This window comes from Zunongwangia profunda SM-A87 (genome assembly GCF_000023465.1).
Taxonomy (GTDB): Bacteria; Bacteroidota; Bacteroidia; order Flavobacteriales; family Flavobacteriaceae; genus Zunongwangia; species Zunongwangia profunda.
Genome location: NC_014041.1, coordinates 2423853 through 2448779, shown reverse-complemented (window position 1 = coordinate 2448779; position 24927 = coordinate 2423853). Strand labels below are relative to the sequence as shown.

At 36.4% G+C, this 24927-nt stretch carries 16 protein-coding genes; 9 read left to right on the top strand and 7 right to left on the bottom strand.

Features of this window, described 5'->3' with window-relative positions; genetic code table 11:
- Nucleotides 1-62: 62 nt before the first annotated feature.
- From ZPR_RS10845 to ZPR_RS10830, 4 genes are read right to left on the bottom strand one after another with little or no spacing between them, the layout of a single operon-like run.
- Nucleotides 63-629: a biliverdin-producing heme oxygenase gene (locus tag ZPR_RS10845; protein WP_148211715.1), complete on the bottom strand. Its 567-nt coding sequence runs from the start codon at nt 627-629 to the stop codon at nt 63-65.
- Entirely contained in the window at nt 610-1176 is a 567-nt protein-coding gene (locus ZPR_RS10840; protein WP_013071707.1) for a response regulator, read from the bottom strand. The genes ZPR_RS10845 and ZPR_RS10840 overlap by 20 nt, the downstream gene beginning before the upstream one ends.
- Nucleotides 1177-1231: 55 nt before the next feature.
- Nucleotides 1232-3457 (bottom strand): ATP-binding protein, encoded by a 2226-nt coding sequence (locus tag ZPR_RS10835; protein WP_013071706.1) that lies wholly within the window; start codon nt 3455-3457, stop codon nt 1232-1234.
- Nucleotides 3458-7114, bottom strand: coding sequence for a CheR family methyltransferase (locus ZPR_RS10830; protein WP_013071705.1), 3657 nt, complete (start codon nt 7112-7114; stop codon nt 3458-3460).
- A gap of 535 nt (nt 7115-7649) precedes the next feature.
- Here ZPR_RS10830 and proC point away from each other — a divergent pair.
- From proC to ZPR_RS10785, 9 genes are all read left to right on the top strand, one after another.
- Nucleotides 7650-8456: a pyrroline-5-carboxylate reductase gene (proC, locus tag ZPR_RS10825; protein WP_013071704.1), complete on the top strand. Its 807-nt coding sequence runs from the start codon at nt 7650-7652 to the stop codon at nt 8454-8456.
- A 29-nt stretch (nt 8457-8485) separates the two neighbouring features.
- Nucleotides 8486-9262 carry a glutamate 5-kinase gene (proB, locus tag ZPR_RS10820; RefSeq protein WP_013071703.1) on the top strand — a complete coding sequence of 259 codons (777 nt, stop codon included), beginning with the start codon at nt 8486-8488 and terminating at the stop codon, nt 9260-9262.
- Nucleotides 9263-9337: 75 nt separating this feature from the next.
- Complete coding sequence (locus ZPR_RS10815; protein ID WP_013071702.1) at nt 9338-10537, top strand: glutamate-5-semialdehyde dehydrogenase; 1200 nt, start codon at nt 9338-9340, stop codon at nt 10535-10537.
- Nucleotides 10538-10670: 133 nt separating this feature from the next.
- Entirely contained in the window at nt 10671-12542 is a 1872-nt protein-coding gene (locus ZPR_RS10810) for a M61 family metallopeptidase (protein WP_013071701.1), read from the top strand.
- 156 nt (nt 12543-12698) lie between these two features.
- The gene (locus tag ZPR_RS10805) at nt 12699-14702 is read left to right on the top strand and encodes a monovalent cation:proton antiporter family protein (protein ID WP_013071700.1); all 2004 of its coding nucleotides are present in this window, start codon (nt 12699-12701) and stop codon (nt 14700-14702) included.
- Nucleotides 14703-14907: 205 nt separating this feature from the next.
- Nucleotides 14908-16578 (top strand): ABC1 kinase family protein, encoded by a 1671-nt coding sequence (locus ZPR_RS10800; protein WP_013071699.1) that lies wholly within the window; start codon nt 14908-14910, stop codon nt 16576-16578.
- A gap of 96 nt (nt 16579-16674) precedes the next feature.
- Nucleotides 16675-17049 (top strand): hypothetical protein, encoded by a 375-nt coding sequence (locus tag ZPR_RS22530; protein ID WP_013071698.1) that lies wholly within the window; start codon nt 16675-16677, stop codon nt 17047-17049.
- 223 nt (nt 17050-17272) lie between these two features.
- Nucleotides 17273-18085 carry an HAEPLYID family protein gene (locus tag ZPR_RS10790; RefSeq protein ID WP_013071697.1) on the top strand — a complete coding sequence of 271 codons (813 nt, stop codon included), beginning with the start codon at nt 17273-17275 and terminating at the stop codon, nt 18083-18085.
- Between the two features lie 255 nt (nt 18086-18340).
- On the top strand, nt 18341-19822 hold the full coding sequence (locus tag ZPR_RS10785; protein WP_013071695.1) for a S10 family peptidase: 1482 nt from the start codon (nt 18341-18343) through the stop codon (nt 19820-19822).
- Between the two features lie 74 nt (nt 19823-19896).
- Here the strand turns inward: ZPR_RS10785 and thrC are convergent, their stop codons facing one another.
- The 3 genes from thrC to thrA are packed head-to-tail and all read right to left on the bottom strand — an operon-like array spanning nt 19897 to nt 24580.
- Nucleotides 19897-21204: a threonine synthase gene (gene thrC, locus ZPR_RS10780; RefSeq protein ID WP_013071694.1), complete on the bottom strand. Its 1308-nt coding sequence runs from the start codon at nt 21202-21204 to the stop codon at nt 19897-19899.
- Between the two features lie 5 nt (nt 21205-21209).
- Nucleotides 21210-22130 (bottom strand): homoserine kinase, encoded by a 921-nt coding sequence (locus ZPR_RS10775; protein ID WP_013071693.1) that lies wholly within the window; start codon nt 22128-22130, stop codon nt 21210-21212.
- 2 nt (nt 22131-22132) lie between these two features.
- On the bottom strand, nt 22133-24580 hold the full coding sequence (gene thrA / locus ZPR_RS10770) for a bifunctional aspartate kinase/homoserine dehydrogenase I (protein ID WP_013071692.1): 2448 nt from the start codon (nt 24578-24580) through the stop codon (nt 22133-22135).
- Nucleotides 24581-24927 lie beyond the last annotated feature (347 nt).

The following is a 24927-nucleotide window of genomic DNA, read 5'->3' as shown; positions in this document are numbered from 1 at the left end:
ATAGCCAGGTGACGCCATTTCATTATATAATCCATAATGGCTGGATATTCAAAATCTTTCAATCAAAGTGTAAATTGCGGTCTATAATCAAATGTTTTCCCAAAAAACCGGAAAGTTTCCTTTGCTTTTAGTGTTGCTTTTTGAGTTTCTTCTTCTGAAAATTCCCTGGAATTCACTTTTTTCATAAACTCTTTCCAGCCCTGTACATTTTTACGCTCGCCGTTAAAGAAGTGATGCGTACCAATGGAAGCTAAATTTTTACAATGTTGAAGTTCTTTAGCTATCAACATTCCGCCCATGGCAGAACCTTCTAAAACATAAGCAGCTCCTAAAGCTTCAATACTATCATTGCAATAAAAATCATCCTTAAAATAAGCTAATGGCGATTTAAAATCAATATCAAGTATCCTTAAGTCTTCCGCCAAACGCTGGCTTTTATCCGTACTAAATTCAGGCTCAAATCGTTTTATTTCGTCTTCCACTACCTTGTAGGCCAAATAGTTTTGGAGTAATAATAATTTATATTCTTCCAACGTAATACTGTGATCCATGATCAAGCCTGCAGTATTATCTTTTTCGATTTCTTTATGTAAAACCGATGTTTGATCTCTAAGCGTCTGCAGCATCATTTTTCTCGAGGGTTATGCTTTCTATATTGGCTCTAATTTTATTAAGGCTTAAGCGTTGCTCTTCATTTTCGGCATTAATCTCATCCAGATATTGATAAATTTGATTTACCGCGATCTTATTACGACGTATTTTTTCACGAAGTTCTTCCTGTTCGAGCATATTAAACACTACTTTTTTAAGTAATGGCTTTAATTTTTCTCCCAGGTTATTCATATGCTTTTTCAATATAAAACCAGAGGCACCAGATAAAATAGTATTTGCGGCAAGTTCGTCGTCATCTATGGTTCCCGTAACAAATATAAACGGAAGGCTGCTGTCAAACTCTTTAACCAGCTTTAGAATATCCAATCCCGTACAGGTGGGCAAATTATAATCTGATAATACAACATCCGGAACGAAATTGTGTAGTTTATTCTTACAATCCTCTACATTATCTACAAGTTTAATTTCAGGATTTTCTACAATTTTATGAATCTGCATCGTGATAAGATCGGCATCTACCTCATAATCTTCTACCAGCAATATTTTCAGTGCGGTCTTTATCATTTAAAATTTTTGGTTTTTTAGCGGCGAAAAATACAAAATATATTTTTAATTCTCTCTAATCTTCAATGTCCGGCAGGCTAAAATAAAAAGTAGAGCCTTCGCCAGGAATTGTTTCTACCCATAACGCCCCCTTATGTTTATCTACCACTTTTTTAGCAATCGAAAGTCCTATTCCAGAGCCTGTAAAATCGTCGGTAGCGACCCGTGAAAAGACTTCAAAAATTTTGTCCTTATGTTTGGGATCAAATCCTACGCCGTTATCTTTGATAAAATAAATAACTTCGTCTTCTTGCTGATCAAAGCCTATTTCAACTACCGGATTTTCTTTTTTTCCGCTATACTTTAAAGCATTGGAAATAAGATTGTTTACTAATTGTGAAATCATCCTGCGATCGCCCATAATCTTGGGTAATTTTTCAGCGATTTTTATAGTGGTTCTTGGGTAATTACGTTCAGCATTTTGAGCATCGAGTGCATTTTCCACAATTTGCTTCATCGATAATACCTGTTTAGAAAGCTGTGTTTGCCCTACCCTGGAATAGGATAGAATATCATCAATAAGCGTATCCATTTCAGACGCAGATTTTACGATGGTATTTACGGCCTTTTGGCTGTAACCATCCAGCCTGTCCATATAATGATCCCTAAGAATCCTGGCATAACCATCGATTCCCCGCAAGGGTGCCCGAAGATCATGAGAAACACTATAACTAAAAGTTTCAAGTTCTTTGTTGGCTTCTAATAGTTGCTCATTAAGACTATCTATTTTATCTTTTTGTTGCTTGACTAAAACATGAACAATACTTTCTCTTAAAGTGCCTACTGCCTCAAAATCATATTCCTCCCAGGCTTTAGCAACCCCTGCTACTTTTTCTGTCCAACGCTCAAAAGATTTCCTTGGGGTTAAATATTCCACTCCATCTTTTACGTAAGCTTTTTTCTCTGGATTTCCTCCCCAGCTTACAGTCTCTTTAGCTTCAGGTCTAAACCACATGATGTAATTCCCATCCTGTTCCCCTATTTGTACACTAAGAATCCCAGAAGCCTTATTTTTATAATCTTTAGCTTTTGGGTATATAGATAACAGTGATTTTGTTGAAAAATATACCTCTTTTTCTGCTAAAATTTCATCGCATAATTGCTTTATTTCAGTTCTTGTGGGTGTAACTCCAGCCAGATAAATCTCACCATCCATCACCAAAGCTCCACCGCTACATTCGATAATATCAGTAAATTTAGGGTCAAAACGATATAGCGCATCTGCGATATTCTTAATTGATGTCATTTGCAACACCAATTTCTTTCTAACCTCATCTGACTTAGCGGTGTTTTCTAAAAAGGTTTTGGTGGTCTTTAAGGCCAGTTTATTAGAAAAAACCTGTGTTAAAAACAAACAGGATTGCCGCTGATGATAATTAATAAATTTAGGAGAGTAATGGTGGCAGGCTACCAGTCCCCACAATTCACCATTCAAAACAATCGCGGCCGTAAGTGAAGCTCCCACCTTCATATTCTGCAAATATTCAATATGAATCGGGGATACCGCTCTTAACTCTGAATTCGAAATATCCAATGGCTGTCCGGTTAGCGGAGAAATTTCAGGAGTTATTGGTGATGCTTTATAATGCACATCACTAATAATTCTTACTCCCTGTTTCATAAAAATTTCCCTGGCAGGTTTAGGAATATCGGTTGCGGGATAATGCAATCCAAGCCAGCTTTCCAGTTCAGGTTCTTTTACTTCAGCAACAACTTCGCCATTCCATTCTTCATCAAACTTATAGATCATTATCCGATCGTAATCGAACAAATGTTTTACCAGCAAAGCAGCCTGTTGGCACATCTCGTTTACTGATTCAGATTCGTCTAATTCAGTTAAGATTTTAGTAAGCTGTTCCTGAAAACGAATAGGATCTATGGATTTACCTGAAGGTTCCACATCTATAATAAGATGATCACCGGAAATAGACGGAATACATAAAAATTTTTGCTCTCCTATTTTCAGTTTTTCGGGCAAAAGAGATTCATCATTTCTAAACTTCTTTTTAAAAGACTTTGCCACTTTTTTGGATAAAGCCTGTTTTAAAGGCAACCCTAAAACATTGGCATGTGGAATTCCCAGAATGTCTTCAATATTTTCACTGCATTGCGAAACATGGAAAGAATTTAAATCACAAACAACTATAACACCATGTTCCTGCGCTTTACCTATAATATGTATAGGTTCCCTGTCACAATTTGTGATATTTACCTGTTGTGCGCTATAAGCAGTTTTACTCATTTACTTTGCCTTGATTTTAAAATAGAAAGTACTGCCCACTCCTGGTTGCGAATCTACCCAAATAGAACCGCCATGTAAGATCACAATCTTATGCACATGCGCCAACCCAACACCGGTTCCTTCATACTTTTCTTCTGTTGGTACCCGGTTAAAAATGGTAAATATATTTTTCTGATCTTCCTCTGAAATTCCTATACCGTTATCCATTACAGAAAACACCCAGTATTCATCTTCCTGATAAGCAGAGATCCGAACTTCAGGAGTCTTATCTTTTGCACAGTATTTTAAGGCATTACTTAAAAGGTTTTGAAATAAAAGTCGCATTTCGACTTCATAGACCATTAATTTAGGCAGACTTCCAATATGCACTTTTGCATTGGTATCTTTTATTCGCTTGGTAAGGTCGTATCTTACAACTTCTACAAGCTCGCGCGTATCCACCATTTTCTTCTTGGTATTTCTACCAATTCTGGAATGCTCTAACAGCGCTTTTATCTGAGCTGATAATCGATCTGAAGCTTCATCGATATACTGGATATAGTCTTTGCCTTTTTGATCTAACTTATCTGAATAAATTTTACCCAGGATATCACTACCAAACTTAATGGTACTTAAAGGTTCCTGAAGGTCATGAGAACAAATAGAAACAAACTGTTCTAAATCATGATTCGCTCTTTCCAGATCCTTTTTTTGGCTTTCTAATTCTTCCTGTACCTGTTTCAATTCTGAAATATCGACACAGGTAAACCTGTTGGTTATTCCATTACCATTTTCATCAAGCTCTACGGTAGAGTTCATGATTACCGGAACAATTTTTCCATTTTTGGTCACCATCTCCTGCTCTACATTTTTAAGCTCCCCTTTTTCCTGGAATAACTTATTAAGTCGTAAAGCTTTTAGTTTAGATTCATCTTCGTAAAGTTCGAATATCGGTTTCCCTATAATATCCTCTTTAGAATCATATTCCAATTTTTCTACCGCTTCCTGGTTACACTGTACAATTTCTGAAGTTTTTGGATCTACACTAAAATGCAATACCGGGTCCTCTTCATAAAAAGATTTAAAACGACGTTCACTGGCCAACAATTTATTTTTTGCCTTCTGCAGGGATTCGATATCCACAAAGGTAATTACAATACCTTCCGTATTATCTTCTCCATTTCTAAAAGGAGAAATTCGCTGTAAGTAATTTCTTCCTTCTTTAGAAAGAATATTGCGCTCTAAAATTTTACCGGTTTCCATCACTTTATTGCAGCGATCTACCAGACCTTTCCCTCTATTTACTCCAAAATTAGTTGTGAAATTATCGATAGGTCGACCAATATCACTATTTATTAAACTAAAATGCTTTTTAATAGCTGGAGTAAATTTTCGGATTCTCAGGTCACTATCCAAAAAGATCGTACCAATATTTGTACTTTCCAGAAGATTATTCATATCGGCATTAAGTTGTGCCAAATCATCCATCTTCTGGATATTCTCGGCATTTACCGTATTGATTTCTTCGTTGACGCTTTGCAGTTCTTCATTGGTACTTTGTAATTCTTCATTAGAAGCCAGGAGTTCTTCATTAGCTGCCTGCAGTTCTTCATTGCTGGTTTCGATCTCTTCCAAAGAAGTTTGCAGTTCTTCTTTGGTTTTTTTCAGTTCCTCTTCAAGCTCGACTATATATTCCTGAGTTCTACCACTTATTGTTATCTGTTCAACCTCTATAGTATCTTCTTCCTTTACTTCTTTTTCAATAAAAGTAAGTACAAAATTACTTTCATTATCCAGGTTTTTCGGCTTAAAAGGCTTAACTACAATATCTAATTTCATCACGACTCCATTAGCTTCTTTAACAATAGCGTCATGATAAACTACCCTTTTCTTTTCCTTTGCCGATTTTTTGGTGGTCGATTGCACTACATGCTTAAGATCTTTATTAAGCATTTCTATTAAATTAGTAGTGAATCCAGAGACAGGAAGGTTAGCGTACTTTCTAAATTCACCAACTGCTTCCATGATATTAAATTCTGAATCTACATATACACTTGCAGCACCAAACTGCTCCATAATAGCCTCGTTAAGCTCATTTACAAACTTTTGCTTACTGCTATTATAGGTGCGATTATCGCTATTTCTAGGCTTATGATGTTTTTCATCATGATCATTGATCCTGCCGGCTGTAGGTCTTAAATTTTTGGTTCTGATTCTAGCTCTTGGATGTACGTTTCTAAAGATTTTCCATTTTCTGCTAATATCTTCAAAAGAATCCCTGTGCGAGGTTATGGTTTCACTGGTTCCTAATACCAAAAAGCCATATTCTTTAAGGGCGTAATGTAAAACGTCCATGGTTTTCTTCTGGATAGTAGATTGAAAATAGATAAGAAGATTACGGCATAATACCATATCCATATTACTAAAAGGCGGATTTTTAATAATATTATGTTTAGAGAAAATGACCATACGCCTAATTTTCTCTACAATCTGGTAGCCTTCCGGTTTTTTGATAAAAAACTTCTTCAGAAATTTATCTTCTACGTTAGCGACCACACTTTCAGAATAGATACCAGCACTACCTATATCCAAATGCTCTTGTGAAATATCTGTAGCAAAAATTTTTATTTCGAGCATCTTATCCTGTCGTTGCATTTCCTCATGCAGTAACATGGCCAGAGAATACGCTTCTTCTCCCGTACTACAAGCTACATCCCAAATTTTAAGAATATCATTATCTTTTTTAGACTCTATAAGTTCTGGGATAATATCATCTGCGATAATTTCCCAAACTCTTTGATCTCTAAAAAAATTAGTTACCCCAATTAAAAACTCCCGATACAGCATAGGGATTTCATCATCATTGTGTACCAGCATGTCGTAATATTCTTCCAAACTACTACAGCCTCCTACGTTTACCCTTCTTGCCAGTCGGCGGGCTAAAGTAGAATATTTATACTCCCTAAAATCAAGACCTGTTTTTTCATCAATAAGATGAAGGATTTTAGATAGCGTTTTCTGGTCGAATTCCACATCGTGGTTTTCGATATCAAAAACCATTGGTGCATTAATAAATTTACGCAGTTCCTCCCCCATTTCCTCAACGGGTAAAATATAGTCTACCAAACCGGTCTGGATAGCGCTTTTTGGCATTCCATCAAACTTGGCCTGTTCAGGATCCTGAACCATCACCATACCGTCTCTATCCTTTATGGCTCTTATGCCGCGAGTACCATCACTACCAGTTCCGCTTAGTATTACTGCAATTGCTTTTTCCTTCTTGTAACTGGAAAGGGACTCTAAAAACATATCTATAGGTAAATTAAGATGTGCCCGCTCTGGTTTCTCAACAAGCTTTAGGCAGCCATCTTCTACCAGAAGATTGCATTTAGGCGGAATAAGATAAATGGTTTTTTCTTCCATTTGCATTCCCTCCTTAATCTGTTTGATAGGAAATTTGGTTGATTTTGCCAACAATTCTCCCATCATACTTTTATAATCTGGAGAAAGGTGTTGAATCACCACATAAGTATTATTATCTTCTTCAGGAATACCAGTAAAAAATGCTTTTAAAGCTTCCAAACCTCCAGCACTTGCCCCCACAGCAATAATCCTGGATTGTGCATTTTCATGTTTTCTAGTTTTCTCCTTTGGTGTTAGTTTATTGTTTCTAGTCATTTATTCTTTGGGAAGTAGTTAACACGTGTAAAGGCCAAATATATCGGATAAATTACATATTTAATACTACAAATGCTTTTAAAATGCACGGTATCCACAAGATTTTAAGTAAGCACTCCAATGAAATTCTGCCAGCTTAACAGTTTATTTTTGTCAGTTAGGCAGGTATAGAAAATAACTATACCTCATAAGAATATTCAATACCTAACTTTAATGCGATATTATTATTTATTTTATTAAGAAACATTAACACACTGATATTCTTCGTACTTTAGGGGGAAACCATGCTATATAGCTATATAATCCTACTTATATGCCCCTATACCATTCCAGCTGACAGCTAATCTTAGCCTATATTTTTACAATTCTTTAACCGTAATTGAGATTTTGTTAAAATAAATTCAGCTTATATTAAATGCGTTTAAAAATCATAAGAGTAATATTTTTTTTGGCTCGCATGGTCTTTGAACACTAAGTAGAAAGTTTAACTAAATAATTGTGGGAATCCACGACAACAAAATTGAAAAACACAGAAATGAAAGTATTAGTTATTGGAGCAGGAAATATGGGACTTACTTATGCCGAAGGAATGGCAAAAAGCAGTCTTTTAAATCGAAGGAATCTTATGATCTTCGATAAATCTGCTGAAGTTATTACCGACTTAAGTAAAGTAGACCATTTTGATGTTTTCGATAAAGTAGATCATTGCCTGCCTCAGGCAGATATAGTTTTTCTAGCTGTAAAGCCTTATCATATAGATAGCTTATTTGAAGAAATAAAGCCAATGGTGAACGATGAACAAATTTTTGTTTCCCTAATGGCGGGAGTAACCATAAAAACAATTCAGGATGGTTTAGGAGTTAAAAAAGTTGTTCGTTCAATGCCTAACCTTCCTGCCCAGGTAGGAAAAGGGGTAACATCTTATACCGCTGCAAAAGAAGTTTCCAGAGTAGAACTACTAATGGTTAGAAATCTTCTGGACACAACCGGTGAGTCAATTAAAGTAGAAAATGAGAATTTTATAGATGCCTCTACAGGAATTAGTGGTAGTGGACCGGCCTATGTATTCTATTTTATGGGATCCATGCTGGAGGCTGCACTAAAAATGGGATTTTCTGAAAATGATAGTAGAGTACTGGTAAGTCAGACTTTTGAAGGCGCAGTTGAACTATTTAATCAACACGATCTATCACCAGACACCTGGATGGAACGTGTTGCTTCTAAAGGAGGAACAACTCGTGCAGCTTTAGATTCTATGGACGATAATAACGTTAAAGAACTTATTAAAGAAGCTGCATACGCCGCATTTGACCGTGCAGTAGAACTTGGAGAAGGTAAATAATCTACGAACTAACACTATCAAAATTAATAATGGAAAATAAGAAAAAGAGAATCGTTGTAAAAGTTGGAACTAATGTAATGACCAACAAAGACAATAGAATTTTAGGTCCAGTACTGAAACATTTAGTAGAACAAATAGCAGAGCTTTACGAAGAAGATGTAATGACCGTTTTGGTCTCTTCTGGATCTGCAATCGCCGGTAAAGAAATTCTTGGTGAAATTAACATCACAGATGCTTCTAAAAGAAGACAGGTGTATAGTTCAGTAGGACAACCAAGAATGATGAGGCATTATTACAGCATTTTTCATGATTATGGGATGCGTTGTGCACAGGTGCTTGCCACCAAAAGAGACTTTAGCCCCGGAATTCATAGAGAAAATATGATTAATTGCTATGAGTCTTTACTTTCTGAAGGAATCATTCCAATCGCGAATGAAGATGATGCTGTTTCAGTAACCATGTCTATGTTCTCTGATAATGACGAATTAGCAAGTCTTGTGGCCGAATTAATTGGTGCAGATTCATTAATTATCCTTAGTGATACTGACGGACTATACACCGGGCACCCAGATGATGACGATTCAGAAAAATTAAATAAAGTTCAGGTTGATCAGAATGTAGAAAAATATGTCCAACAATCTGATAAAGGAGAAGGTGAAGGCCGTGGCGGCATGGAATCTAAAATTAAAATAGCAAAAGAAACCGCTGCTAAAAATATCACCACTTACATCGCTAACGGAAAGCGACAAAATGTGATTCTGGATATTATGAATGGTAAACCTGTAGGAACCAAATTTACATCCTAATCCCATTTAAAATAAACCAAAGAACTTAAACCCGATAACGGGAAATTAACTAATTAAAAACTTAAAGAAGAAAGAATGATACTTTTAAATTCAGATAAAAAAAATAATGTTTTGAAATCCATGATGCGAATTCTGGACGAAAAACGCGAAGCCATTATTACCGAAAACAAAAAAGATCTTGAAGCTTTTGGAGAAGGAGATCAGGCCATGTACGACCGTCTTGTTTGTGACGATAAAAAAGTAGATGGTATGATCAATTCTGTAAAAGAGGTGATGGAGCAGGAAGATCCTGTAGGTAAGACTATTGAGCATAGAAAACTTGATACCGGGCTGGACATCACTAATAAAACCGCTCCTTTCGGAAATATCATGATTATTTACGAATCCAGACCGGATGTTACCATAGAAGCTGCTGTACTTGCTTTTAAAGCAAATAATAAAATATACCTTAAAGGTGGTAAAGAAGCGATAAACAGTAACAAAATTCTGGTAGAGTGCTGGCACGAAGCGCTTAAAGAGAATGATCTAAGTTCAGACTGGATCGAACTATTACACTTAAGCCGCCCAGAAACTCAAGAATTTCTAAAAAATCCACCAGTGCAGTTAGATCTAATTGTACCTAGAGGTGGGGAACGGCTTATTGGCTTTGTAAAAGAACATGCCACAGGCGCCGTTCTTGTAAGCGGTAGAGGAAATAACTTCCTTTATGTTTCAAAAAATGCAGATTTTGAAACTGCTAAAAAAGTAATGCTAAATGCCAAAATTGATAAGATTTCCGGTTGTAATGCATTAGATAAAGTTCTTGTAGATGTTAATCTACCAGATTACGAAACTAAATTAAAAGAGCTACAGGAAATGTTCAAAGAAAATAAAGTGAACATATTAGTAGATGAAGAGGTTAAAAAAGTACTTAGTGACGAAGAAGAAGTTCCATCTGAATCTACCTGGTACGAAGAGTTCTTAGCTATGAAAATTGTTATTGGTAGTATCGACGGTTTAGATGCGGCTATCGAAAAGATCAACAAATATTCTGGCGGACATTCGGCTTCTATAATTACTAAAGATAAAGATGAAGCTATCCAATTTATGGAGCAAGTAGATAGTGCAGCCGTATACCATAATGCTTCTACCAGATTTACAGATGGTGGACAAATGGGGGTAGGCGCCGAGCTTGCCATAAGTACAGATAAGCTACACCATAGAGGGCCGCTGGGCTTAAAACAGCTTACTACAAATAAATATTATGTGCTGGGAGACGGGCATATAAGAGCATAATTTTCAATTGATATTAAAACTAAAAAAGGGTGACTTGATCGTCACCCTTTTTTAATGTTTAAATTTGATAAAATAAAAACTAAAATGTAACTATTTTAGTTTTTAATAGTCCAATAAGAAAGATAAAAACAATATGAAGAAAATAGTGTATGCCGCTGCCTTACTGGCAAGCTTGTACTCTTGTAAAACAACACAAAACCTAAGCTCTAAAGATCAGCCTATTATCACCACGATTGATCTGGTTAATGTTACCGATGACAAAGTAAAGGTAAGTGTGGACCCCGCTAAAATTACTACGGAAGAAATTAGCTTTTTTATTCCTAAAACCGTTCCCGGCACCTACTCTACCGACAATTATGGAAGGTTTATTGAAAACTTTAAAGCCTACGATTACGATGGTAATGAGTTAACGTTTACACATCAGGATGATAATACCTGGACCATCAGCAATGCCAAAGCTTTGGATAAGGTGAGTTATGAAGTTAATGACAGTTATGATATTGAAGGTGAAAATGATGTATTCTCACCTGCAGGAACCAATATCGATGCTGATAAGAATTTTATGCTGAATTTGCATGGTTTCGTAGGATATTTTAGCAAACTTCAGGAAGAGCCCTATCGTATAGAAATCCTTCGTCCAGATAATCTTATTGCGGGAACTTCTTTAACTCCTACTACAAAAGATGAAAATCCAGATGATAACTTTAGCACAGATACCTACACTGTAGGTCGTTATTTTGAAGTGACCGACCATCCTATCATGTACGCAAAACCAGATACTACAAGTTTTGACGTTCAGGGAATGAAGGTGCTTTTAGATGTCTATTCGCCAACCGGAAAATTTTCTGCTCAGGATATCAAACCGGGTATCGAGAAAATGATTTCTGCTCAGAAAAAATTTTTGGGAGATATAAATGATACCGAAAAGTATGCAATCTTATTGTATTTATCAGATCTTCAGAAAAAAGATGCACGTGGTTTCGGGGCCCTGGAACATCATACCAGTACTACGGTTGTGCTCCCAGAAACCATGCAAAAAGCGCAATTGGATGAAAGCATGAAAGATGTGGTTTCTCATGAATTTTTTCACATTGTAACACCACTTAGTGTTCATTCTAATGAAATCCATTATTTTGATTATAACGATCCTAAAATGTCTCAACATCTTTGGATGTATGAAGGGGTTACCGAATACTTTGCGAATCTCTTCCAGATTAATCAGGGATTAATTTCCAATCAGGACTTCTATGATCGTATGTCTGAAAAGATCGCATCTTCAATGAATTTTGATGATACGGTTCCATTTACTGTAATGAGTGAAAATATACTTACAGATGAATATAAAGACAGTTATTACAATGTATACCAGAAAGGGGCCCTAATCGGTATGGCCTTGGATATTCGTCTAAGGGAATTAAGTGATGGAAAAATGGGAATTCTTGATCTTATGAAAAAATTAAGCAAGAAGTACGGAAAAGATAAACCCTTTAATGATGAAGATCTTATAGGTGAAATCGTAGCATTAACCTATCCTGAAATTCAGTCATTTTTCGACCAGTACGTGACTGGAGAAACTCCAATCCCTTATAATGAGTTTTTCGCGAAGGTTGGCTTAGAGGAAAAATCAAGTATGATCAACACCGGCTATTTCTTAAACGGCCAGGTTCCTTATATTGATGGTGATCCTGCTTCAGGAGAACTTTTCTTTAGAAAAGGAATTGGATTTAATACATTTCTTGAAAAACTTGGCGTTGAAGGTGGCGACATTATAAAAACAGTTAATGGTACCGAGTATACGATCAAAAATGTATATGGCTTAATTACAAGTTCACAATCATGGGAAGAAGGATCTGATATCGAAATTGTAGTAGATCGTGACGGTGAAGAAATAACATTAACCGCTAAAGCTTCACAACCCAAAGTTGAAGAAACTTCGATTACCGAGATGGAGCTACCCGCTGATAGCCCAAAAGTGAAATTAAGAGAAGCATGGCTTAAAAATTAGGCATTCAAAATCAAAAACCTCAATTAGGTTTTAAAAAAAGCTGCTTAAATGCTTCCTAATTATCCCGATGAGATAATTTAAAGAAGTATTTAAGCAGCTTTTTTATTCCATATAATTCAACTAAATTACCAACCAACTAACCAAAATCAAAATGCTATGGAAATCCCGATCTTACAGGATATTGTGGTTATTCTGGGATTGTCGGTATTAATTATCCTTGTTATCCAAAAGATAAAAATCCCGAGTATTTTAGGCTTTTTATTAGCGGGGATTATTGCCGGCCCACACGCATTTAACCTTATAAGCAATAGTCATGAGGTTGAACTGTTAAGTGAAATTGGGATCATTTTCCTACTTTTTGTGATTGGGATTGAACTGTCATTAAAAGGCCTCGCAGCTATTAAAAACACTATTTTTATTGGTGGAGGTTTGCAGGTGGGAGGAACCATATTATTTACTACTTTGGCTTCACAACTTTTAGGTTTGCCCCTAAATACTTCTATATTTCTGGGATTTCTGTTTTCTTTAAGTAGTACCGCAATTGTGCTAAAACTTTTTCAACAGCGTGGTGAACTTACCTCGCCGCATGGGAGGATAAGCATTGGGATCCTGATATTTCAGGATATTGTTGTAGTACCTATGATGCTACTAACCCCCATATTAGCAGGAAAAGCCGATAATATTTTAATGACTATTGGAATCTTGATAGGTAAAATTGCCCTGGTGTTGGTTGTTATTTTGCTCCTTGCCCGCTATGTAGTGCCTAAAGTGTTGGGGTGGGTCGTAAAAACCAAAAATCAAGAACTTTTTATTCTTACAGTTGTGGTTTTTTGCTTTGCTATTGCCTGGCTCACCAGTTCTGTTGGCCTTTCTTTAGCATTAGGTGCTTTTTTCGCCGGTCTTATTATCTCTGAGTCTGATTACAGTCATCAGGCCACCGCAAATGTGCTGCCTTTCCGTGAGATCTTTATCAGTTTCTTTTTTATCTCTGTAGGTACACTTTTAGATTTAGGCTTCTTTTTCGATAATGTAGGCTATATACTTTTACTGGTGCTGGGAGTTGTCTTACTTAAAATGCTGGTGATAGGAATTACCGTTTTAATCCTAAAATATAAACCAAGAACGGTTTTTATAACCCTATTTAGTTTATTTCAGGTAGGGGAATTTTCCTTATTACTATCGGGCGTAGGCCTGGATAATGGTTTATTACCAGAAAATATTTACCAGTATTTTCTTGCTATATCGATCTTAAGTATGGCGCTTACGCCATTTCTAATAATGAATTCTTCAAAACTTACCTACGCTATTCTTAAAGCTCCTATCCCTTCTGCAGTAAGGCATCGTTTATCAAATATAAAAAAAACTACAAATACAGACGAGCAGTATTCTGAAGAGAATTTAAGTGATCATATCGTGATTATTGGTTATGGAACTAACGGAGAAAACATCGCTAAAGCCGCCCGTAGTGCCGATATTCCTTATGTAGTCGTAGATATAGATCCGGATTCTTTTGAGAATGCCAAGAAAAACAAAGAACCTGTTGTTTTTGGAGATGCAACCAATTCGTTAATTCTAAAACATATTCATATTCAGGAAGCTCGTGTAGTAGTTATCGCTATTTCTGATGCTGCAGCGACTAAAAAAATTATAAGTACCATTCGGTTATTTACACAAACGGCATTTATCATTGTTAGAACACGCCAGGTGAAGGAAATTGAAGAAAATTTACGCGTGGGTGCTGATGAAGTGATTCCGGCCGACTTTGAAACTTCTATCGAAATTTTTACCCGGGTGCTTAAAAAATACCTGGTACCTTATGACGAAATTGTTGAATTTACCAGTAGTATTCGATCTGCAGATTACGAAATGCTTACACGCCTAAAAGATAAGCCCCATAACCCGGCACTCCATCATTTAAATATCCCAAACAAAGAAATTGCAACGCTTAGCGTTCAGTACAAAAACAAAAATATTGTAGGGAAGAGTCTGGAAGAATCTGGTATAGCTAAGAATTACGGGGTTACGGTTCTCGCCATAAAAAGAGATACCCAATATTTAACAGAGATCACACCACAAACCAAGATTAAACGTGGCGACCTTATATATGTATTTGGCAATCCTTCAAATATTAATCATTTAAATAGTTTGCTTACGGTTTAAAACAATATGAGCTTTATTGAAAAAGACCAACTTATAAAAGCCAAGTATTCTTAACTTTATCAAATTTTAGGCTTTATTTTTTAGAAAGTCAGGGCTGTGTAAAAGAAAACTATGAATTTACATTTAAAGTGCTAAAACTAAGCTAAGATGCACGGCTAAAAGACTAAAGAATTGTAATTTGCTGTGCAAAATAAGCTAGCAGTTAATGTCTATACTACCCGAGAATTTTACACGCTATCGTAAATTTTTCAGTTTTATGCTGAAATATGCTAATAGTGATCTTTTTAAGAAAACTACAGCGAATGCGTTTGATGATGCTACCAGTGAAAACAAAAATCAGGATAACTTTGATCGTTCTCCCGAAGAATTGGTAGAAGATTTAAAAAATATGGGACCTACCTATATTAAATTAGGGCAATTACTTTCTACAAGACCAGATTTATTACCTGATGCTTATCTTAAAAAACTGGCAACCTTACAGGATGATGTTACACCAATTCCTTATGAAGAGGTACATAAGATTGTAGAAGAAGACCTGGGCACCCGTATTTCTAAAGCCTTTGATACTTTTGAAGAAAAACCAATCGCCAGCGCCTCTATTGGTCAGGTGCATTATGCTACTTTAAGAAGCGGCAAACCGGTAGCCGTTAAAATTCAGCGTCCCGGAATTAAACGTAAGTTTCTGGATGATATGGATACGCTCCAGGAAATGGCAGAACTTGCGGTTAAACACTCCAAAATCGCTAAAAAATATGCGATAGATACCGTTTTAGCTGAATTACGACGTATCTTATTAAATGAACTTGACTATTCAAAAGAGCAGCAAAACCTTATTACGCTTAAAGAAAACTTACTCCCATACAACTACCTTATCGTACCGGCACCGGTTCCCGATTATTGTGGCAGTAGGGTGTTAACCATGGATTTTATCGACGGAAAGAAAATAACCTCTCTTTCCCCGCTTAAGCAACTAGAAGTAGATTATGCTCCAATGGTCGATCAACTTGTAGAAGCTTATTTACAACAGATCATTAACGATGGTTTTGTACATGCAGATCCTCATCCCGGGAATATACAGTTTACAAAAGATAGTAAAATTGCGCTTATCGATCTTGGCATGGTGGCTAACTTTACCAGCCACATGCAAGAATGCCTGCTTCAGCTTTTAATCGCCATTAGTAATAATAATGGCCCGGAGACAGCTCATATTATCATTAACATGAGTGAGACCGATGAAGACAGTGATCTGGCCACCTTCAATAAAATGATTAGTGACATCATTATGGAAAGTGAGAATAGCCCGGCAAAAGAATTACAAACGGGAAGATTGCTTATTCAGTTAAATCGTTTGGCTGCAGAAACCGGAATCCATATGCCTGTTGAAGTAAATATTCTGGGTAAAATATTGTTGAATATGGATCAGATCATTGCTGTTTTAGATCCGGAATTCGATCTTAGGGTCGCAATAAAAAAACATGCTCAGGAAATCATGCAAAAGAAAATGTATGAGGAGCTAAAACCAGAAAATTTCTTTTCCATGCTTCTGGAGTCCAAAAAACTGATAGAGCATATTCCCGAACGCCTAAACAAAATTACCGATAATCTTGCAGAGAATAAATTTAAAGTAAATATAGAGGCATTAGATGAAGAGCGGCTAACCGATGGGTTTCAAAAAATAGCCAACAGGATCACTTTAGGGATTATCATTGCCGCAATGATTATTGGCGCGTCAATGCTTATGCAAATCCCTACAGATTTTGTGATTTTCGGATATCCTGGCTTCGCCATTTTATTCTTTATCCTTGCCGCTTTTATGGGAATTTGGTTAACCTATGTGATTATTTTTAGAGATAATAATCTTAACAATAAAAAATAAAACTCCATTTTTCCAGTTCAATTTGAAATAGTATTTTTCGGAAATTTAGAATTATATAATAATCTGTACTAGCCATTAGCGATCAAACCTTTAGGAATGTATAGTGTAAGGAATAATAAAATACTACATTATTTCAGCTTATTTATAGGCCTGGTGATCCTAAATATCAGTGTTGATTCACCAGATATCAATAAGAAATGGCCTGAAAATCTTAGCTTAAACGACCAGGAAAGTATCGTAGAAATTGTTCTGGAAAAGATTATGGGTTTTGAAAATGCTATTCCCGAATACGAGGACAGTGATAATGAAAGCCATCTCATCAAAAAACACTTTTCGGTGGATCTTTATGTATTAGATAAAAAATCAGAATTTGTTTTTGACGTCGCTCTTCAGAAATTAATAAATTCAGAATATAAGTTTAAATATTACGACTTCTATCCCGAAACTACCTCACCTCCTCCCGAAATTTAGATTTTAATTCTTCATTAAGGGTTTCATTGGCGATCCAGCCAATGCCGGTATCGGTAGATCAATACCCTAAATTTTAAAAGTTTTTCCGAGTAATAGTCTGTAGGGCATGCTAAGCTTCTTGCATTTAAGTCCCAACAAATTTTTTACTAAACAATTGAATTACACTGATCGTGCACTTAGCAAAGATTAGTGATTACCTATTTGAATAAAATCTAAACATATAATGAACAATATTATAAGTAAGCTTATACTTCCTGTTTTACTGGTAAGTACAGGGATCACCGCTCAACATCATAAAGAGCATCCAACCGATAGTCTTCCTGCTAAAGTTTTACATGCTGAACCTTTGTATATCGATTTAATTCGGGATCTGGGAGCCAGGAAAGGAGAAAAAGAATGGAATATTGGTGTAGGACTAACCGATAACGAAAAATATGATGAATATACGGCATTGGTAGAGTATGAATGGGCTCCTATGGATCGATTAGGATTAGAAATCGAACTACCATTCTCCTTTTATTATCCGGGCAGAAACAACTCGGCACCCGGGAGCAATCTAAACAGTATAAAAATGGCCGGGCAATACAGCTTTCTGGTTTCAGAAAAGCATCAGGCCTCTATGGCTATTGGATATATTCAGGAATTTACCATGACACAATTTAATAATTATGGGCGTGGAAAACTTTTTACAGGTTTGGTCTATAATCCGTTTTTAATCGCTGCAAAACGTCTTGGTAGTAATTTTCACTCGCTTATTTATACCGGGCCAGTGTTCGACCATCATTTTAATAACGACAATATTGCCACGATCTGGCAAATCAATTCAAATATTCATTACATGATTCCGGGTACTCGTAACTTTATTGGTGTGGAATTTAATAAAGAAATCTACAATAACACCTTCGATATGACGATTAGGCCACAAATGCGCGTAGACCTAAGCGACAATTTACTAGTGGGGATTGTGACCGGAATCCCGATAGATAAAAATAATGAACGGTTTAGTTCATTCTTAAGGCTTATTTACGAACCTTAATATATTAAACACACAGATTTAATAATAAGGAGTCTTAAAAAAGGCTCCTTATATTTTAAAGAAAATACCTCAGGCCAAATCAAAGAGGCATTTATTAGAAAATTATTTTTTATTTCCAGGCATCCTGATCCCCAATGGAAACGGAACTTTTAATCTCGATTATCGAGTCAATTTTGTATAATTTATCTGCTGTTTTTGTAGAAAATAAGAAATAGCAGTATTTTTCAGTTTTAACCCTAAACAACATAATCACTAATGAAGAAAATTTTTACCCTCATTTGCGCACTTATAACTTTCTCTTCTTTTGCCCAGCAGGTAAAAGTTCCTGTAGATACTACCGTAGTAACCAATCATTCGGTAACCATCAAAGGAAAAAACATCAATTATTCGGCTCAGACCGGGATGCAACCCGTATGGGACGATCAGGGCAATCCTATAGCCAGCCTGTATTACACGTATTATAAAAGAAGTGATATCAAAAATACCGAAAACCGGCCTTTGGTGATTTCTTTTAATGGAGGTCCCGGTTCTGCATCAGTATGGATGCATATTGCGTACACCGGACCAAGAATTTTAAAAATCGATGATGAAGGTTATCCTGTACAGCCCTACGGAATTAAAGAAAATCCATATTCGATTTTAGATGTTGCCGATATTGTCTATGTAAATCCAGTAAATACCGGTTATTCCAGACCAATTCCTGATGCTGATGGTAAGGTTGATAAAAGCAAATTCTTTGGAGTAAATCAAGACATTAGCTACTTGGCTGAATGGCTAAATACTTTTGTTACCCGTGAAAATCGATGGCTCTCACCTAAATATTTAATTGGGGAAAGTTATGGAACGACCAGAGTTAGTGGTTTGGCTTTAGAACTTCAGAACAGCCAGTGGATGTATTTAAACGGTGTTATTTTGGTTTCTCCAACCGAATTGGGAATCGACCGTGAAGGTCCTGTTGAAATCGCAAACCGCTTACCTTATTTCGCAGCTACCGCATGGTATCATCAATTACTTCCGCAAGAATTACAAAGTAAATCTTTAACCGATCTTTTGGATGAAGTTGAAGCCTACAGTATTAACGAATTACTTCCGGTACTGGTAAAAGGCGGATACGCCTCTGAAGCTATTCAAAATACCGTTGCCGAAAAAATGGCATACTATTCCAGTATCGATAAAAAAGTATATCTTCAGAATAATTTAGAATTGCCTATAAGAACTTTCTGGAAAGAACTGAAACGTGAAGATGGCTTTACCGTGGGGCGTTTAGATTCCCGATACTTAGGAATCGATCGTAAGGATGCTGGTGAAAACCCTGATTATAATGCCGAATTAACCTCCTGGCTACATTCCTTTACCCCTGCCATCAATTACTATTTACGGGAAGATCTTAACTTTAAAACTGATCTTAAATACTTTATGTTTGGACCGGTACATCCATGGGATCGAAGTCGCGATAATTCCGGTGAAAATTTAAGACAGGCCATGGCTCAAAATCCTAATCTGGATGTGATGATCCAATCTGGATATTTTGATGGCGCCTGTACTTATTTTAATGCCAAATACTCTATGTGGCAATTAGACCCTAGCGGAAAAATGAAAGACCGACTTTCTTTTAAAGGTTATGAAAGCGGGCATATGATGTACCTGAGAAAAGCTGATCTCGAAACAGCAAACGAAGATATTCGCGAGTTCATTAAAAATAGTTTACCTGCTGCAGGTGCTTCAGCAAAGTACTAAATACCTATTATTCATTAAAAAAGCCTTTCCTGATTTAGGAAAGGCTTTTTTAATATTTCACAATGTGAAATAAATTAAATCCCCTGTTCACTTAACAGAAAGGATTTTAAATCAGCATAATCCTTAATCGAAATTGCTTTCTTTTCTTTCTTTAAAACTTCTTTTATAGCATCCGGAATTTCGATTTCTTTACCAATCGCTTCCTGAACAGTTTCTCTAAATTTACAGGGATGCGCCGTCTCTAAAAAAGCACCTACTTCATCTGGATGTGTCTTAAAATGCTCTTGCAGACCAAGATACCCTACCGCTCCATGAGGATCCATAACATATCCCGTTTCTTTATAAACCGATTGCATGGCTTGTTTAGTTTCCTCGTCATTGTAACTAAAACTGGTAAGGTTTTCTTTTACATTTCCATACTCGTTTTGAAAAAGTTCCAAAATTCTTACAAAATTGCTGGGATTCCCAATATCCATCGCATTCGAAATGGTTGAAACACTTGGTTTTGGCTCGTAATTTCCGGTTTCCAAATAATCGGTTACTGTTCTGTTTGCATTATTAGAAGCAATAAAGTGCTTTATGGAAAGTCCTAATTCTTTAGCAACCATCCCCGCACAAATATTCCCGAAATTACCACTCGGCACAGAAAACACAATATCTTTCCCTTCGGAAGCTAACTGCCGATAAGCTAAAAAATAATAGAACATCTGCGGAAGCCAACGTGCTACATTTATCGAGTTTGCGGAAGTTAACTGTCGCTTGGATTGAATTTCTTCATCTAGAAAGGCCTGTTTTACCATATCCTGACACTGGTCGAAAGCACCATCAATTTCTAAAGCCGTAACATTTTCACCAAGGGTGGTTAATTGTTTCTCCTGAATTTTACTCACTTTACCTTTAGGATACAGGATGACTACATCAATACCTTCTACTCCTAAAAATCCATTGGCAACTGCTCCACCGGTATCTCCCGAAGTTGCAACAAGTACCGTTACTTTTCCTACCTCGTTTTTGGTGATAAAATATCCTAAACTACCTGCCATAAAACGAGCGCCTACATCTTTAAAGGCTAAAGTAGGGCCATGAAAAAGTTCTAAAGTATATACATTGTCCTTCACATGTACTACCGGAAATTCAAAATCTAAAGTTGTAGCGATAATTTCTTTTAGGTCCTTTTCTGGAATTTCATCGCCTACAAATTGTTTAATTGCATGATAAGCGACTTCAGTTTGTGACATATTAGGCAGTGCCGCAAAAAAAGAATCTGGTAATTTTTGGATATGTTCTGGAAAATATAATCCTTTATCTGGAGCAAGACCTCTAATTACGGCATTCTCGAAACTAGAAGAATGAGTTCGATTATTCAGACTAAAATATTTCATGTTTTCTATAAGATTTTAACTCCTTCAGGGTTAATTTTTGATAAATGAAGATCGTAAGTGATACTTTGTTTTTCCATAAATTGAGCAATACTGGATTTTACCTTTTCAGCATTTTCTTCACCACGGCACATGGCATAAACCGATGGCCCGGAACCCGAAATCCCAAAGCCCAGTGCTCCGCTTTCTAAAGAAATAGTTTTAATTTCATCAAAATACGGGATTAAAATTGAACGAATAGGTTCTACAATTTCATCTTTAAGGCTTCTACCTAATAATTCGTAATCGTTCGTATATAAAGCACTTACCAAAGCTCCCAAATTTCCCCATTGGCTCACGGCCTTATCCAAACTAATATTACGTTTGATAATGGCACGGGAGTCTTTGGTTTTCACCTCTATTTGAGGGTGAAGAATCACCACATTCAATTCTTCAGGAGACGGCAAAGATAACACTTCTAACGGCTCATAACTTTTTACCAGTGTAAACCCACCAAGTAAAGCGGGGGCTACATTATCGGCATGGGCATTTCCGCTGGCCAATCGTTCGCCTTCCATTGCAAAAGGTAACAATTCAATATTTTTCAATGGAGCACCTAAAAGCTTATTTACGGCAAAAACAGCACCGGCAGAACTGGCAGCACTACTGCCAATTCCGCTTCCTGCTTTTATTTTTTTATAAATTTCGATATCAAAACCTTCGTTCGATTGTAGCTTTTCAAGCATGGCTTTAACCGCTACACCCGCTACGTTTTGATCAACTTCCAAAGGAAGATCCTGCCCTTCCAGCTTAGTGATTCTAAGTTTATGGAGATCATTTTTTTTAATGATCATCTCGTCCCCAACGTTATCCAGGCAACAGCCCAATACATCGAAACCACAGGAAAGATTAGCTACCGTAGCCGGAGCAAAAACTTTAATTTCTTCCATCGTTATTTTTTACCTATTCGTATAACATCGGCAAAGATTCCAGAGGCCGTAACATCCGCTCCGGCACCTGCTCCTTTTACGATTAATGGTTGCACACTGTAGCGATCTGTAAAAAACAATACAATATTATCGCTACCACTAAGATTGTAAAAAGGATGCGCTGCATCCACTTTTTGTAAGCCTACAGAAGCTTTTCCATCTTCCAACTGGGCGACATATTTTAACTGAGCTCCATCTTTAGCAGCATCTTCGTATATTGCTTTAAACTTACTTTCGTCTTCCTGAAGTAAACTGAAGAAATCTTCATTATTCTCTGTATTCAGGCTTTCTTCAGAAAGGAAGCTTTCATTTTCGATATCGCTAAGCTCCATTTTTAGTCCGCTTTCGCGAGCAAGGATCAATATCTTACGTGCTACGTCTACTCCGCTTAAATCGATCTTAGGATCGGGTTCAGTATAGCCTTCTTCCATAGCCTGTTCTACCGTTTTATAGAATGGTGCAGTTCCATCATAGGTATTAAATACAAAATTTAAACTCCCTGAAAGTACTGCCTGAATTTTATGAATTCTATCTCCAGAAGCAATTAAGTTTTTAAGGGTATCTATAATTGGTAATCCTGCACCAACATTGGTTTCGTAAAGGAAAGACGCTCCGTATTCCCTCGAAAGTTCCTGTAAATGTTGATAATTCACTAAATCATCTGCAGCTGCAATTTTGTTACAGGTGACCACGGCAATAGAATTTGAAAGATATTCTTTATACCACTTGGAAATTTCAGCACTCGCCGTGTTATCGACAAAAATACTGTTACGCAAATTGAATTCTTTTACCTTATTAAAGAAATTATGCTTACTGGCTTTTTCACCGGCATCAAGTAATTCTTGCCATTTGCTTAAATCCAGTCCGTTTTCATCAAAAACCATCGTTCTGGAATTTGATAATCCCAGTACACGAACTTTAAGCCTTAATTTTTCAAGAAGGTATTTTTCCTGCTTTTCTAATTGCGACAAAAGTTTACTCCCCACATTTCCAACTCCGGTAATGAACAGGTTTAGTTCTTTAGACGGCACTTCAAAAAACTGCTCATGTAACGTATTTAGTGCCTTATTAATATCTTTTTTCGCAATCACCGCCGATATATTACGCTCTGAAGATCCCTGGGCAATCGCCCTGATGTTAATATTGTTATTTCCAAGAGCACTAAACATTTTACCGCTTAAGCCGTGGTGACTCTTCATACGATCGCCCACTAAAGCGATAATCGCTACATTTCCTTCTATTTCTACGGGTTTTATTTTCTGATAATCGATCTCTACGGCAAAAGCTTCATCTAAAGCTTCTTTTGCTGCCTGAGCTTCATCACCCTTTACGGCAACACAAATACTATGCTCTGAAGAGGCCTGGGTGATCAATACTACATTGATATTTTCCTGATATAGAGTTTCAAAAAATCGTTTTGAAAAACCAGGAATACCAACCATACCACTACCCTCGATATTCAGCAGTTTAATATCATCTATATGCGTAATGCCGGTAACCCATCTAAAATTTTCTTTACTGGATTTTGAAATTAGCGTCCCCTCATCTTCTGGGGAAAACGTATTTTTTATATGAATTTGAATGCCTTTGTCTAACAATGGCTGTAGCGTTGGCGGATATAGAACTTTTGCTCCAAAATGTGATAATTCCATCGCTTCCTGATACGATATATTTTGAAGTGGATAAGCCTGGTGTACCACATTTGGATTGGCAGTGTACATACCGTTCACATCGGTATAAATAATCACTTTTGCCACATCTAAAGCACCACCAAAGATGGCTGCGGTAAAATCACTACCGCCTCTTCCCAAGGTACTGGGAACGCCCTGTTCGTTTTTAGCGACAAAACCTGGAACTACAAATAAACTAGCATCATTTTCTTTGAAATACTGTACGATGCTTTTATTGGTCTGCTCGTAATTAAGCTGAATCTTTTCATTATTATTCTTACAAACAATTAATTCCCTGGAATCGATTAAAAGCGCATCTGTCGCCAGGCTTTTAAAATATTCAGCTATAATTAAAGAGGATAAAATTTCTCCAAAACTCGAAACCACATGTTTGGTTTTATTGGATAGCTCATTAAGCAAATAAACACCTTCGTATAAGGTTTCCAGTTGATTAAACTCGGTTTTCACCTTGCTTAAAACTCCGCTTTGATTTTGAACGGGAATTAATTCTTTTACCGCATCCAAGTGTCTTTTCTCGTTCTGAGCCAGAATTTCTTTATAGGCTAAATCTTCTTTAGCCGCTAATTCTGCCATTTTTAATAGATCGTTGGTTACCCCACCAAAGGCTGAAAACACAGCAATGGTTTTATCTTGTTGCACATGCTTTTTTACAGTTTCGGCTACAAGTTTGATTCGCTCCGGAGAGGCCAAAGAAGATCCTCCGAATTTTAGAATATTCATAAGAATAATTTAATAGTTTGAAATAAATAGTTTTGAGTTCGTTGTAAAACGTGTGTGAGTGCGGACGGAAAATTATATACATACTACCCCAAAGGGGTAATAATTGTACGAGTAATAATAATAGAAATAGCAACTCCTGTTGTAGAAGTAATGTTTGAATTGCTATTTAATTTAATACTCTTCATTGTTTTCCTTAAAAGATGTTATAAAAGTATAGAAATAAGGAGATATAAAAAACTAAAAACACACATTTGCCGAAAAAATATGAGATTATCATAATTTCATAAAAACAAAAGCCCGATTTTTACCAAAATCGGGCTTTTGTTCCTTTTATTTCAATGGAAATA